The organism is Jidongwangia harbinensis, from assembly GCF_020216025.1.
In the GTDB taxonomy this organism is placed as follows: Bacteria; Actinomycetota; Actinomycetes; order Mycobacteriales; family Micromonosporaceae; genus Actinoplanes; species Actinoplanes harbinensis.
The window spans coordinates 115814-129988 of sequence record NZ_JAIWNC010000024.1 but is presented as its reverse complement, the minus strand read 5'-3'; the positions used below and the strand labels follow the sequence as shown (position 1 = coordinate 129988).

Annotated in this window: 13 protein-coding genes; 2 read left to right on the top strand and 11 right to left on the bottom strand. The window is 70.7% G+C overall.

Features of this window, described 5'->3' with window-relative positions:
* Window position 1: 1 nt before the first annotated feature.
* The 3 genes from LDL48_RS27190 to LDL48_RS27180 all read right to left on the bottom strand — a co-directional run bounded on the left by LDL48_RS27190 (window position 2) and on the right by LDL48_RS27180 (window position 2714).
* On the bottom strand, window positions 2-667 hold the full coding sequence (locus LDL48_RS27190) for a matrixin family metalloprotease (protein WP_225258068.1): 666 nt from the start codon (window positions 665-667) through the stop codon (window positions 2-4).
* A gap of 107 nt (window positions 668-774) precedes the next feature.
* Window positions 775-1527: a precorrin-6A synthase (deacetylating) gene (gene cobF / locus LDL48_RS27185; RefSeq protein ID WP_225258067.1), complete on the bottom strand. Its 753-nt coding sequence runs from the start codon at window positions 1525-1527 to the stop codon at window positions 775-777.
* 68 nt (window positions 1528-1595) lie between these two features.
* Window positions 1596-2714, bottom strand: coding sequence for an ROK family transcriptional regulator (locus LDL48_RS27180; protein ID WP_225258066.1), 1119 nt, complete (start codon window positions 2712-2714; stop codon window positions 1596-1598).
* 85 nt (window positions 2715-2799) lie between these two features.
* Here LDL48_RS27180 and LDL48_RS27175 point away from each other — a divergent pair, with 85 nt between their 5' ends.
* Window positions 2800-4074 carry a YbiU family protein gene (locus tag LDL48_RS27175; protein WP_225258065.1) on the top strand — a complete coding sequence of 425 codons (1275 nt, stop codon included), beginning with the start codon at window positions 2800-2802 and terminating at the stop codon, window positions 4072-4074.
* Here LDL48_RS27175 and dinB read toward each other — a convergent pair.
* Window positions 4043-5233, bottom strand: a complete 1191-nt coding sequence (gene dinB / locus LDL48_RS27170; protein WP_225258064.1) for a DNA polymerase IV — start codon at window positions 5231-5233, stop codon at window positions 4043-4045. The genes LDL48_RS27175 and dinB overlap by 32 nt on opposite strands.
* Window positions 5234-5286: 53 nt before the next feature.
* Between dinB and LDL48_RS27165 the strand changes: the two genes are divergently transcribed.
* Entirely contained in the window at window positions 5287-5703 is a 417-nt protein-coding gene (locus tag LDL48_RS27165; protein ID WP_225258063.1) for a cupin domain-containing protein, read from the top strand.
* Between the two features lie 33 nt (window positions 5704-5736).
* On the opposite strand, the gene LDL48_RS44675 is transcribed toward LDL48_RS27165, so the two are convergent.
* From LDL48_RS44675 to LDL48_RS27130, 7 genes are all read right to left on the bottom strand, one after another.
* Window positions 5737-6381: a carbohydrate-binding protein gene (locus LDL48_RS44675; protein ID WP_225258062.1), complete on the bottom strand. Its 645-nt coding sequence runs from the start codon at window positions 6379-6381 to the stop codon at window positions 5737-5739.
* 3 nt (window positions 6382-6384) lie between these two features.
* Entirely contained in the window at window positions 6385-7446 is a 1062-nt protein-coding gene (locus LDL48_RS27155; protein ID WP_225258061.1) for an ABC transporter ATP-binding protein, read from the bottom strand.
* Window positions 7447-7457: 11 nt separating this feature from the next.
* Window positions 7458-8546, bottom strand: coding sequence for an ABC transporter ATP-binding protein (locus tag LDL48_RS27150; RefSeq protein ID WP_225258060.1), 1089 nt, complete (start codon window positions 8544-8546; stop codon window positions 7458-7460).
* A gap of 106 nt (window positions 8547-8652) precedes the next feature.
* Window positions 8653-9630 carry an ABC transporter permease gene (locus tag LDL48_RS27145; protein ID WP_225258059.1) on the bottom strand — a complete coding sequence of 326 codons (978 nt, stop codon included), beginning with the start codon at window positions 9628-9630 and terminating at the stop codon, window positions 8653-8655.
* Window positions 9631-9737: 107 nt separating this feature from the next.
* Window positions 9738-11483: an ABC transporter substrate-binding protein gene (locus LDL48_RS27140; protein WP_225258058.1), complete on the bottom strand. Its 1746-nt coding sequence runs from the start codon at window positions 11481-11483 to the stop codon at window positions 9738-9740.
* A gap of 34 nt (window positions 11484-11517) precedes the next feature.
* Window positions 11518-12543 (bottom strand): ABC transporter permease, encoded by a 1026-nt coding sequence (locus tag LDL48_RS27135; RefSeq protein ID WP_225258057.1) that lies wholly within the window; start codon window positions 12541-12543, stop codon window positions 11518-11520.
* Between the two features lie 677 nt (window positions 12544-13220).
* On the bottom strand, window positions 13221-14126 hold the full coding sequence (locus LDL48_RS27130; protein WP_225258056.1) for a TIGR03619 family F420-dependent LLM class oxidoreductase: 906 nt from the start codon (window positions 14124-14126) through the stop codon (window positions 13221-13223).
* Between the last annotated feature and the right edge of the window lie 49 nt (window positions 14127-14175).

Genomic DNA, 14175 nt, shown 5'->3' with positions numbered 1-14175 from the left:
TCTACGGAGCGCCGTACTTGGCCCGGACGCCGTTGATGTCGTCCTGTCCCAGGAAGCGGTGCGAGCCGCCGTAGAACGCGAACATCAGCGCACTGGAGTCCGCGGAGTGCCGCAGGCCGATGGCGTGGCCGATCTCGTGAGCCGCGACGGTGACCAGGTCGATCGGCTGACCGCCGGCCGGCCGGGTGGCGTTGGTCCAGATTTCCGCGTCGTCGAAGTGGGTGTCACCGGCGATCGGGTTGGTGTTCGTCGGCGGCGGGAAGAACGCGTGCGCCAGCACCCCGCCCACGCCGTCGAACGAGTTGCCGTCGCCGTGGTTGCCGGTCACGTACGAGAACTGGATCTGCCCGCCCGCGGCGACCTCGGTGAACCGCAGTCCCGAGGCGTTCTGCCAGAGCGCGATCGCGCTCCGCACCGCGTTGCGCTGGGCGGCGCCGCCCAGATCCGTGGTGCCGGTGCCGAACGAGAAGGTCACCGCGCGGTTCGGCCAGATGCCCGGGTCGAGCACGAAGCCCTTCTGGTGAGCCTGGGCCGCGGGCAGGTCGTCGTAGCGCAACGTGGTCGGCGCCGCCGCCGTGGCGGCGGGTGTCGCCGCCCCGGTCAGCACCAGAGCCAGCAGCGTCGCGAAGAACGCCCACCACCGACGCCGCATCTGATTTCCTCTCATCGATCCTCCTCAGCGCTTGTCCGTGGAGGCAGCGTGGCAGGGCATCGATGAGCGTGGTTGTCAGACCGGACGGGGTTGGACACGGCTGGACAACGGGCCGCTGCGGTCTACTCCGGCCGGCGCAGGAGGTAGGTGTCCATGATCCAGCCGTGGCGTTCGCGGGCCTCGGCGCGGGTCCGCAGGATGTCGTCCGCGACGTTCGCCACCGGCCCGGACGCCAGCAACTCGTCCGGGGTACCCACGTAGGCGCCCCAATACACGTCCGCGTCCGGGTGCGACGTGAACGCCTGCTGCGCGTCCAGCATGACCACCACGTCGTCGACGCCGGCCGGCCAGCCCTCGTCGGCGAGCCGGCGGCCGGTGGTGATCTGCACCGGGCGGCCCACCCGGTTCAGGCCGATGCGGTGCTTCGCGGCGAGCGCCGAGACGCTGCTGATGCCGGGGATCACCTCGTACTCGAACGTGATGTCGCCACGGTCGAGGATCTCCTTCAGGATCGCGATCGTCGAGTCGTAGAGCGACGGGTCGCCCCAGACCAGGAACGCGCCGGTCTCGCCGTCCAGCAGGTGTTCGGTGATCAGCGCCTCGGTGACCGCCGCGCGGCGGTGCCGCCAGTCGGCGACGGTGTCCGGGTAGTCGGCGGGGGCGCGGTCGCGGTCCGGGTCGCGGCCCTCGGCGATCCGGCGGCTCGGGCGGGCGTACGCCTTGAGCAGCCGGCGCCGCAGTTCGATCATGCTTTCCTTGGTCTGGCCCTTGTCCATCAGGAAGAACACGTCGGTCCGGCCGATCGCCTTGGCCGCCTGCAGGGTCAGATGGTCGGGGTCGCCCGCGCCGATACCGATGACATAGATCTTCCGCACCCACCCCAGTCTGCCCGGTGACCCGTCCCGGGTGCCGGGCGGGGGCGGGCGGTGCGCGGAGACGGCGGTCAGCGCAGGCCGTAGACGGCCGCCGCGCGGGCGTGTTCCACCGCCATCTGCAGCGCCCCGTGCAGCGGCGCGTCCGCGCCCAGCGTGCCCCGGTCGATCCGGGTGGGGCCGGGGAACGAGCCGGCGACCAGGTCGCGCACCCGGGGCAGCAGCGCGGGATGCGTGCCCACCGGCCCGCCGAGCAGCACCAGCGCCGGATCGACCACGGCTGCGACCGAGACGATCGCCCGCCGGACGCCCTCGGCCAGCCGGTGCAGCGCGTCGTCGTCCGCGGCCTCCAGCAGCGTGAGCACCGCCGCGACGTCGTTGGACGGGGCGTCCGAGCGGCCGAAGCCGGCCGCCGCCAGGTCGGTGGCCAGCGTCGACGAGGTGCGGCCGGGCAGGTAGCCGATCTCGCCGGCCAGCCCGTGCGCGCCGCGGATCAGCTGGTCGCCGATGTACAGGCCGACGCCGAGGCCCGCGCCCACGTAGACGTACGCGAAGCTGGACACGCCGGCCGCCCGGCCGAGGCGGTGCTCGGCGAGCGCGGCCAGGTTGACGTCGTTGTCCACCAGGACCGGGGCGGACACCAGGTCGCCGATCAGGGTCACGGCGTTCAGCAGGCCCTCGGGGAACGGCGTCCCGGCCAGCGGCACCGTCTCGTGGCTGACCGGGTCGACCGGGTTGGCGATGGAGACGCCGACCGCCCGCAGCGGGCCCGGGCCGCCGGCCGCCTCCCGTACGGCGGCGCGCAGCGACCCGGCCAGGCTGTCCGTGTCGCCCGGCGCGGTGGGTGCCCGGTGCTGCTCGGACAGTGTCCGTCCGGCCAGGTCGGCGGCGCGTACCTGCACCCCGGACTGGTCGATCTCGACGGCGAGCACCCGGCCGGCGCGGGCGCCGAGCGAGTAGAAGGTGCCGACCCGGCCGCGCTTGCCGGTCTCCTTCAGGCCGGTGGCGTCGAGCAGGCCGCCGGCCACCATGCGGCGGACCGCCTCGGAGACGGTGGGCCGGGAGTATCCGGTGGCGGCGGCGAGTTCCGCCCGGGTGGTCCGTACCTGCCGGATGGTCTCATCGAGCAGTCTGCGGTCGGTGGCCTCGCGCAGAACGGTCTGCGGCAGGGCCCGTTCGACGTCGTTCACCGTCACCTCTTGTGATCTTCCCGATCGACCTCCTACCTTAGTTGAAGCATCTAGTTAGGTGACCATCTTAAATCGGGAGGCAGACATGGCGACCCCACCGGCCGACGTACCGGCGGCGATCCGGGAGACCAAGTCGGCGCTGCGCGCACGGATCGGCGACGTGGCGGGCGCCTTCCGCCAGGCCGAGGACGCGATGCGGGCCGAGGTGGCGGACATCGTGGCGCGGCGGGCGGACGGCGCGGACATCTGGCCGGTGGTGCACTTCGCCGACATCGCGGCCGGCACCGTGCCGGCCCGGCAGATCGAGGCGATCCGGCGGCGCGGGTGCGCGGTGGTCAAGGGCACGTTCCCGCGCGCGCGGGCCGAGGCGTGGGACCGCGAGCTGGTGTCCTACCTGGAACGCAACGACTTCGCCGGCACGTACCGCTACGTCGACGACGGCATCTTCGGCGGACTGGCCGCGGCCCGGCCGTCGATCTTCCCGATCTACTGGTCCGGCCCGCAGATGGAGGCCCGCTCCGACGACGCCATGGTGGCCGTGCGCGGCTTCCTCAACTCGTTCTGGAAACACGAGTCGCAGGGGCGCGTGTGGTTCGACCCGGCCCGCGACACCGGGTACCCGGACCGGGTCCGCCGCCGCGAACCCGGCACCAGCTCCGGCGGGCTGTCCGCGCACACCGACTCCGGGTCGGTCGAGCGCTGGCTGCTGCCGGCGTACCAGCAGGTGTTCCGGCACGTCTTCGACGGCGACCCCGGCGCCTACGACCCGTGGGACGGCGCCTACCGCACCGAGGTGCACGAATACGACTCCACCGTGATGTGCTCGGCGTTCCGTACCTTCCAGGGCTGGACCGCGCTGTCCGACATGGCGCCCACCGAGGGCGTGCTGCACACCGTGCCGATCCCGTCCGCCATGGCGTACCTGCTGTTGCGGGCGCTGCAGGACGACGTCGCCGACGACGACCTGTGCGGCGCCGCGAACGGCCAGGCGCTCCCGGTCGACGAGAGGTGGCATCCGGTGCTGATGCCGGCCCTCACCCCGATCCCGGCGGTCGAGCCCGGCGACACCGTCTGGTGGCACGGCGACCTGATCCACTCGGTCGGGCCGGTCCGTGACCAGAAGGGCTGGGGCAACGTCATGTACATCCCGGCCAGCCCGCACTGCGCGAAGAACGCCGCCTACGCCGAACGGTGCGGCACGGCGTTCCGGACCGGGGTCAGCCCGAGCGACTTCGCGGCCGAGGACTACGAGGTGGACTGGGCCGGCCGGCCCACCGTCGACGACCTCAACGCGACCGGGCGCGCGCAGCTCGGACTCGGCCGGCCGGTCAGTCCGACAGGATCGGGACCGACGGGTTGAGGTCGCGGCCCAGCGACGCCGCCCGGGTCACCGCCTTGCCGCCGAACCGGTCCCGGACCGCGTCCAGCGCGGTGTCCAGCCGGTCGGTGTCCGGCGCCGTCTGGAACGGCAGCTCCAGCTGCACGTTGCCGTCGCCGTCCAGGTTGCTGACCGCCACGCCCACCAGGGTCAGCCCGCGCTCGTCGATCAGCGGACGGTTCTCCGCCAGCAGCGACCGGGCGGTGTCCAGGATCGCCCGGGTCTGCATGCTCGCCTTCACCATGCTGCGGGACCGGGTGGCCCGGGTGTAGTCGGCGAACCGCAGCCGCAGCGTGACCGTGCGCCCGGCCCGGCCCGCCGCGCGCATCCGCCGGGTCACCCGGTCGACCAGTGCGGCCAGCGTCGCCTCGATCTCCTCGAACGGCCGCGGCCGGCGCCCCAGCGCGCACTGCGACCCGATCGACCCGCGCCGCTGGCCCACCCGGACCCGGCGCGGGTCGCGATTGTGGGCGAGCGCGTGCAGATGCCGGCCGGCGTGCGTGCCGAGCATCGACACCAGCGCCGCCTCACCCACCCGGGCCACGTGCCCCACCGTGTGGATGTGGCGCTCGCGCAGCTTGGCGGCGGTCACCGGGCCGACGCCCCAGAGCCGCTCGATCGGCAGCGGATGCAGGAACGCCAGCTCCTCGCCCGGCGGCACCACCAGCAGTCCGTCCGGCTTGCCCACGCCGCTGGCCACCTTGGCCAGGAATTTCGTCCGGGCCACGCCCACCGTGATCGGCAGCCCGACCCGGTGCCGCACGTCGGCGCGCAACCGCGCGGCGATGTCGGCCGGCGTGCCACGGATCTTCAGCAGGCCGCCGACGTCGAGGAACGCCTCGTCGATGGAGATGCCCTCGACGATCGGCGTGGTGTCCCGGAACACCGCGAAGACCGCCTTGCTGGCCTTCGAGTACGCCGACATCCGCGGCGGGACCACCACCGCCCGCGGGCACAGCGCCCGCGCCGCGGCGAGCCCCATCGGTGTGCGTACCCCCTGGGCCTTCGCCTCGTAGCTCGCCGCCAGGACCACGCCCATGCCGACCAGCACCGGCCGCCCACGCAGGCCGGGGTCGTCGCGCTGCTCGACCGACGCGTAGAAGGAATCCAGGTCGGCGTGCAGGATCGTGGCGTGATCCATCGCGAGATTCTCGCACACATGTTCGAATGACGGGAGGTTGGATGATGGCCGGCATGACATCCCGCCCCGCGTTCGCCGAGCAGTTCGACCTCCAGCCACACCCGGAGGGCGGCTGGTTCCGCGAGACCTTCCGGTCCGCGACCACGATCCACCCCGAGGGGTACGCCGGACCGCGCGCCACCGCCACCGCCATCTACTTCGCGCTGCACCCGGGTGAGCGTTCGGCCTGGCACGTGGTGGCCTCGGACGAGCTGTGGTTCTGGCACGCCGGCGGCCCCCTGGACCTGCGCCTCGGCGGCGACGGCGACGCGCCGGCCGCGACCGGGGCGATCCGGCTCGGCCCGGACCGGCCGCAGGCGCTGGTGCCGGCCGGGGTCTGGCAGGACGCCGAACCGGCCGGTCCGGAGCCGGTCCTGGTGAGTTGCGTGGTGGCGCCGGGCTTCGACTACGCCGACTTCCGCCTGGCGTAACGGACCGGTGGTGACCGGGCCGCGACGCGCGTCCTACTCGCGGCGGAAGGTCAGCCAGTTCAGGTTCAGGAAGTCGTCCGGCCGGTCGTTGCCGAACGTGACGAACACGGTGTGCATCCCGGTCACCGGGCTCACGTCGGTGACCTCGGTGCGCCAGTTCTGCCATCCGCCGGTGTGTGCGGTGGTCAACGTGGCCACCGGCGCGGCCGCCGGGTCGTCCAGGCGGATCTCCAGCCGCCCGCCCGCGGTTGCCTCGGATGCCAGCCGCACCTGCACCGACGCGGGCGCCGTGTCACCGAAGTTCACCTGGTCGAAGCGGAGCCAGTCGCCGTTGTTGATCCAGCCGGCGTTCCGCCCGCCGCCGGAGTCCGCGGTGTCCTCCATCTCGATCCCGGACACCGCGGCGGCGTTCTCGGCCTCCAGCCGACCGTACGCGTCCACACCGGCCACCGGCGCGGACGCCGCCGGCTCCGAGGACGGCGCCGCCGACCCGGCCGGCGACCCGGCCGGCGACTCGGCCGGGGACGGTGGTGGCGGGGGCGGCGCGGACACCGCCGGGTCCGACGACTGCGCGCGCCCGACGAGGTAGCCGGCGAGGATGAGCGCCAGCACCGCGGCCGCGATCAGCAGCCGGCTCCGGGTGGTCCGCCATCGGGACCGGTAGACCGTGGTGGGCACGGCTCAGGCCGGAACCTCGGCGACGATCGGCTCGGCCGGTGGCTCGGCGAAGTGGCAGGCCGCGCGCTGGTTCGGCGCCTTGAGGTCGAGCGGCGGGTCCACCTGGGCACAGATGTCCTGGGCCTTCCAGCAGCGGGTCCGGAACCGGCAGCCGGACGGCGGGTCGACCGGGCTCGGTACGTCGCCGACCAGGCGGATCCGCGACTTCGGCGGCACGCCGCGGACCACGCCGATGTCCGGCACCGCGGACAGCAGCGCCTGGGTGTACGGGTGCTGCGGCTTCTGGTACAGCGAGTCCCGCGGGCCCTCCTCGACCACCCGGCCCAGGTATATGACCGCGACCCGGTCGCAGAAGTGCCGCACCACGCCGAGGTCGTGCGCGATGAACACGAACGCGATGCCGAGTTCCTTGCGCAGGTTCTCCAGCAGGTTCATCACCTGGGCCTGGATCGACACGTCCAGCGCACTGACCGGCTCGTCCGCCACGATGATCTTCGGTTGGGTGGCCAGGGCGCGGGCGATGCCGATGCGCTGGCGCTGGCCGCCGGAGAACTCGTGCGGGTAGCGGTTGTAGTGCTCGGGGTTGAGGCCGACCATCTCCAGCAGTTCCTGCACGCGCCGCAGCTCGCCGTGCTTGTCCACCATGCCGTGGGTGCGCAGCGCGGTGCCCACGATTGTGCCGACGGTGTGCCGCGGGTTCAGCGACGAGAACGGGTCCTGGAAGATCAGTTGGATCTCCCGGCGGAACGGCCGCATTTTGCGCTCGTTGAGGTGCGCGATGTCGTTGCCCTGGTACAGGATCTTCCCGGCGGTCGGCTCCAGCAGCCGGGTGATCAGCCGGGCGGTGGTGGACTTGCCGCAGCCGGACTCACCGACCAGGCCCAGCGTCTCCCCGGCGTGCACGGTGAGGTTGACGCCGTCCACCGCCTGCACCCACTTGGTGCCCCGGAACAGCAGACCATCGCCACTGGTCTTGAAGTGCATGGCGAGGTTCTCCAGCTGCAGCAGCGGAGCGTCCGCCCGCTGCGGTACGCCCGACCCGGAGGTCTCGGTCGCGATGCTCATGGTCGTGGTCCTTACGGCAGCCGGGGGAGGATTTCGGTATCGAACACCCGGTCGGGCTCCTTGAGGTGACAGCGGGACGCCCGGCCCTGATCGATGGTCCGCGGGATCAGCTCCGGCTTCAAGGTCCGGCACAGATCGCCGGCCACCCGGTCCTTGAACTCACAGCGCGGGTGGAACGGGCAGCCGCTGGGCACGGCGAGCAGGCTCGGCGGGGCACCGGGGATCGGGTGCAGGGGCTGCGGTTCCCCGGTCAGGGCCGGGATGCTTTCCATCAGGCCCCAGGAGTACGGGTGCAGCGGCCGGCCGAGGATCTTGTCGACCGGGCCGTGCTCGACCGCGTTGCCCGCGTACATCACCAGGATGTCGTCCGCGATCTCGGCCACCACGCCCAGGTCGTGGGTGATGAACACGACCGCGGAGCCGAAGTCGCGCTGCAGGTCGGCGATCAGGTCCAGGATCTGCGCCTGCACGGTGACGTCCAGCGCCGTGGTCGGCTCGTCCGCGATCAGCAGCTTCGGGTCGTTGACCAGCGCCATCGCGATCATCGCGCGCTGGCGCATGCCGCCGGAGAACTCGTGCGGGAACTGGCTGACCCGGCGCTGCGGGTTGGGGATGCCCACCCGGTCCAGCATCTCGATCGCGCGGTCCTTGGCCTTGCGCTTGGACACGTTGTGGTGCGCCCGGTACGACTCCATGATCTGGTCGCCGATGGTGAAGTACGGGTGCAGCGACGACTGCGGGTCCTGGAAGATCATCGCGGCGTCGGCGCCCCGGAACTCCTCCAGGTCCTTCTCGCTCATGCCGACGATCTCGCGCCCGCCGACCTTGATCGAGCCGGAGATCCGGGCCGTCTTGGTGTCGTGCAGGCCCATCACGGCCATGCTCGACACGCTCTTGCCGGACCCGGACTCGCCGACGATCGCCAGCGTGCGGCGCAGCGGCAGCCGGTAGCTGAGTCCCTGGACCGCCTGCACCATGCCGTCCGCGGTGGGGAACTGCACCTGCAGGTCGGTGACCTCGAGGTACGGCTCCTCGTTCTCGTCGCGGGGGCGCGCCGTGCGGGTCACGGTCTGCGGTGCCCGGATCGTCTGGTCGCTCATGCGGTCCCTCCTCTGGCGTGCGCTCCTGGCCCTTGCTGCGCTGCGGTGCAGTCGCTCACGCCGGGGGCCGTCGTGCGTGGTGCGGATCTGTCCGGGTGCGGGTGGCTCATCCGAGCCGTACGCGGGGGTCGAGGAACGTGTACAGAATGTCCACGACGAGGTTCATGGTGACCAGCACGGCCGAGCCGACCAGCACGCCGCCCATCAGGACCGGCAGGTCGTACTGGCCGAAGGCGCGCAGCGTGAGCAGGCCGATGCCGGGCAGTCCGAAGATGCTCTCGGTGAAGATCGCGCCGGTGAGCTGGAACGCCAGGTCGATGCCGAAGATCGTGGCGACCGGGGTGAGGGCCGCGCGCAGGCCGTGGCGGTACACCACCCGGCGGCGCGTGATGCCCTTGGACCGGGCGGTCCGGACGAAGTCCTGGCCCAGCGACTCGATCATCGAGGCTCGGGAGTACCGGGTGTACGACGCCGCGTTCGTGACACCGACGCACAGCCAGGCGGTGAGCAGACCGCTGGCCCAGGCTATCGGATCCTCCAGGAACGGGGTGTACTGCGATTCCGGCAGGAACGTCGCGTACAGCGCCACGAGCAGCGCGAAGACGAAGTACGGGAACGAGGCGATGATCAGCGTGGAACCGACCGTGATCCGGTCCAGCGTGGTCCCTCGATGCTGGGCGGCGATGGTACCGGCCATGATGCCGATGGTCAGGTAGACCACCGCGCCGCCGATGACGATCGAGATGGTGACCGGGATCGCCTGGGCGAGCAGCTTGGTGACCGGCTGGCCCAGCGTGTAGGAGTAGCCCATGCACGGCGCCGGGCAATGCGTGGTAACGCCGCCGGCGGTGTAGTCGCGGCCGACGACCAGGCCCTTCATGTAGAGGCCGATCTGCTGGACGGCGGGCTTGTCCAGGTCGAGGCTGGCCTCGATGTCGGCCAGGCGTTCCGGGGTGCAGCGCGGGCCGCAGATCACGCCGGCCGGGTCGGTGGGCGCGAGGAAGAACAGCGCGAAGCTGGCCACCAGGGTGACGACGACGACGGAGATCGCGCTCACGACGCGTCGAAGGATGTACAGCAGCACCGCTAGCTCCTGCGCAGGTCCAAGGGGAAGGGGAGGTCTTACGGTCCGCGGTGGTCCGATCTGCCGGGGCAGAGCGGACCACCGCGGACCGGGCTAACTGAGGAGCGTCAGCTCTTCAGGTACATGTCGATGAAGGACGGCATGCCCATGGTGGGGTCACCGATGGTGGTGCCGATGTTGCTGCCCTGCACGACGGCCATCTTGTCGTAGTACCGCGGGATGGCGACGTACTGCTCCATGATCTTCTTGTCCATCGCGGCCCACTTGCCGGTCGCTTCCGTGGCCGGCAGGTTGGCGATGTCGTCGATCTCCTTGTCGAGGGCCTTGTCGGCCAGCATGCCCCAGCTCTGGCCGTCCTCGATGCTGTGCGTCTGGAACAGCACCGGGAACCAGGAGGAGCCGGTCGGCCAGTCCGAGCACCAGCCGGACGGGCTCTGGCCGAGGTTGACCGGAGCCTTGTAGTCACCGAGCTTGGCGCGCAGCTCGGCGGTGGCCACACCGATCGGCTTGACCTTGAAGCCGGCCTTGGTCAGCGCGTCGGCGCGGATCTGGCTGGTCTGCTGCGGGATCGGCTTGGTGTTGTCGAAGAACCAGCTGACCTCGAAGCCGAGCTTGCCGGCCGCTTCCAGCATCTGCTTGGCCGCGGCGGGGTCGCCGGGGCCGGTGCCGGTCAGGTCCGGGACCGGGGCGTACTTCTGGTAACCCTGGACGCTCGGCGGCATGACCGTGCTGGCCGGCTCCGCGACGTACTCGTTGAGGCCGGCGGCCTTCCAGATCTGGTCGTTCGGGTACGCCTTGGCGATCGCCTTGCGGACCTCCAGCGGGATCTTGCGGGTGTCCATCTGCACCACCAGCGTGCAGGAGCTCTCACCCTGGACCAGCTGGGACTGCTTGCCGGCCTGGATCTGCGGGATCAGCGAGGCGTCCAGCTCGTCGTAGTTGATCGCGTTGGCGTCCTTGCCGTTGCTGTTCAGCACGGCGGTCTGGCTCTTGACCAGCTCCACGCCCCAGTTGAACTCCCAGGCGTCCGGGTAGTCGTGGCGCACCGGGTCGGTGGCGGCGACCCAGTTCGGGTTGCGCTTGAGCTTGAGCTGGGTGCCCGGCTGGAACGTGTCGAACATGTACGGGCCGGTGGCCAGCGGCTTGTTCTTGTACTCCTGCTTGGTGTCCTTCGCCTTCGGGATCGGCGTGAACATCGGGAACGTCATGTAGAACGGCAGGTCGGAGAACGGGCGGGCCAGGTGGATGATCAGGGTGTCGGTGCCCTGGGTCTCCACGCCGGAGTAGGTGTCGCCGCTCTTGTACGGACCCTTGTACTTGTCGCCGTCCTTGAAGTACTGCATCTGGTACGTCGGGCCGTTGACGTAGACGTCGTGGGCGAAGGACCGCTTGATGGCGTACGCCAGGTCCTCGACCTTGACCTCGGTGCCGTCCTCGTACTTGATGCCGGGCTGCATCTTGAACGTCCAGGTCAGCTTGTCGGCCGACGGGGTGCCCAGGTCGGTCAGGTCGGGCACCAGGGTGGGCTTGCCGTCCCGGATGTCGAACTGGGTGGGGGTACGGAACAGCAGCTTGCCGATCTCGTTCGAGTCGACGTAGTAGATGTCCGTCGGGTCGAACGTGTTCGGCGTGGTCTGCGCCTGCACCTCGATCGTGCCGCCGCGCTTGGCGCCCGGGAGTTCCTCCGCGGGTCCCTTGGCGTTCGGGTCGATCGCGTTCGCCTGCGTCGTGATCTTGCCCGTATCGGTGTTGTTGCCCGAGCCCTGGTTGTTCTCGGACGGGCTGCTACAACCCGTCAGCACCAGGGCTGCGGCGGCGGTGGCCGCCACGGCCACGTGAAATCGCCTTGCCATTTCTCCTCTTCTCATTGCGAGTCGGGACCGGAGGTCACCGTCGGGTGCGGGGGTCGAAAGCGTCGCGGATCGAGTCGCCGAGCAGGCTCAGCGCCAGCACGAGGATGGTGATCGCAAAGACCGGAATCCACAGGAACAGCGGGAAGTTCCGGTAGTAGCTCTGTGCGGCGGCGATCGTCACGCCCCACGACGGGGTCGGCTCGGTAAGGCCGACGCCCAGGTAGGTCAGGCCCGCCTCGACCACGATGTAGCTCGGTAGAGCCATCGAGACCGAGATGACGATGGGCGCCACCAGGTTGGGCAGCAGCTCCTTGAACAGCACCTTGCGAGTGGGTACGCCGAGCACCTTGGCCGCCGCGACGAACTCGCGCTCCCGCAGGGAGAGCACCTCGCCCCGGATCAGGCGGGCGAGGCTGGCCCAGCCGAAGAAGGACAACACGATGATCAGAGAGTAGAAGCGCGTCGTGGCGACGTCCTCCGCGGCCGCGTTCTCGGACGAGCCCAGGAAGATCGCCAGCAGCGCGGCCGGCACCGCGATCGCGAAGAGGAGGTAGGGCAGGCTCAGGACCAGGTCGATGACCCAGGAGAGGATCCGGTCGATCCAGCCACCGGCGAAGCCCGCGATCAGGCCGATGGTGACGCCGATGATCGTGGTGATGATCGTGACGGATCCGGCGACGATCAGCGAGGGACGGGCGCCGTAGACGAACCGGGCGAACAGGTCGCGGCCCAGCCGGGGCTCGACGCCGAACCAGTGCTCCGCGGTGGCGCCGATGACCGGGTAGCCGTACTGATCGAGGAGGTCCTGGTTGAGCGTGGTCGGGTCCTGGCCCTCCAGCCGGGCCAGGAGCGGCGCGAAGACGGCGATCAGGACGAAGAACCCGAAGATGCCGGCGCAGATCATCGCGACCTTGTCCCGGCGCAGACGGGCGAAGGCGATCGCGGTCGGCGACTTGCCCTGCGTCTTGACCTTCTTCTCCGGACCGGCCGGAGCGGAACCCATGGCGTCGGTCGGGGAGCCGGTCCTTCTGAGATCGGCTTCCTCGATCAGTGGTTCCAAGCTTCGTCACCTCCTACGGACACGACACCTCCACGTGCGTCGTGCGTGAGAGGTATTCGGACGCTGCGGTTGGGAAGGTAGTCGGAGTTTCGCTCGTAGGAAATGAGTTGACGCATCGAATGAATAACAGCTCGGGCCCGTTTCCTGATTGAGCATGTCACACGCTGGTTGCAGGACAGCTCCGGTAAGTGAGATCCTTGACCACAAAACGGACATCTTAGTGCTCTAGATGCCACAAAGGCCCGGGAAGCCGCTACATCGGGGTATCACCCCATCGCGCAAAGTCACCACGGCCGCGTCCGGGCGCCTCCCGGGCTTGATGTCATCGATGTTTCCTATCCGTGTCGGAAACCCATGATCGTCGAATCAGCCCACCGCTCCGGTGCGCAAGATCTTCGGTGGTGGGCAGGTCGGACGCGGGTAACGACGGTGCGGACGCCGCCGACGCGAGGCTCTTTCGGCTCCGCCCGGCCGGGCCGCCCGGCGGCCGGCCCGGAGGCCGGGCCGGAGCCCGCGCAATTCTCCCGCCATTGTTCGAGCGCTCAGGAATGGCGTGACGGTACGTCATGACGCACGTGTGGCAAGAATAGGTGCCGACCGGGCTCAAATCGACATGTCGACATGCTTCGAACGCTCCCGGCACAGGCGCCACTGCGGAGCGTGACCGTCGCCCGGGTTCAGGCGCCGGGGGCCAGGGCGGTCAGGATCTCCTCGGCGCGTTCGGCCGCGGCGTCCGGGTCCGCGTCCGGCGAGCCGATGAGCGGGTCCCAGTTCAGGTCGTAGAAGAGTTCCGTGACACCGGCCTCGGCGTAGCTGTCCGCCCCCGCCCGGATCTGCGCCCAGCTGCCGGACAGCGGCATCGTGTCGTCCCGGTGCCCGGCCCGCACCACGCCGCGGACCACGATGCGTACCGCCTCCGGGTCGCGGCCCGCCTCCTCGGCGGCCTGCCGCACGATCCGGGCGCCGCGGGCGATGTCGGCGCGGGTGGCCCGGCTGCTGCTGATCCACCCGGCGGCGATCCGGCCGGCCCGCCGCAGCGCCGGGTCCGCGGTGCCGCCGAGCAGGACCGGCGGGCCGCCCGGCTGGACCGGTGCCGGGGCCATGGTGCTCGGCGGCACGGTGTAGAGCGTGCCGTCGAACGCGCTCACCCGGTCGGTGAACAACGTCCGGAGCACCCGCAGGTACTCCTCGGTGCGGCGGCCACGCGGGTTCGGATCGGTTCCGGTGGCGGCGAACTCGACCTCGGACCAGCCGGTGCCGAGCCCGAGGTCGAGCCGGCCGCCGGACAGCAGGTCCAGCGTGGCGGCCTGCTTGGCCAGGTACACCGGGGACAGGAAGGGCAGGTTGATCACCGCGACGCCGAGCCGGATCCGGGAGGTCCGGGCGGCCGCGTAGCTCAACGCGACCATCGGATCCAGCACGCTGCGGTACACCGGCGCCAGGTCCTGATCCGCGCCGACCAGCAACCGCTGGAACGTCCAGAGCCCGTGGTAGCCGAGGCCCTCGGCGCGGGACGCTACGTGGGTCAGGGAGTCCGGCCGGGCCCACGCACCGGAGACCGGGCAACCGCAGCTGATCAACATGTGGTCACCGTATCGCCACTCCGGACCGTGGCGGCGGCGGGCCGGTGTG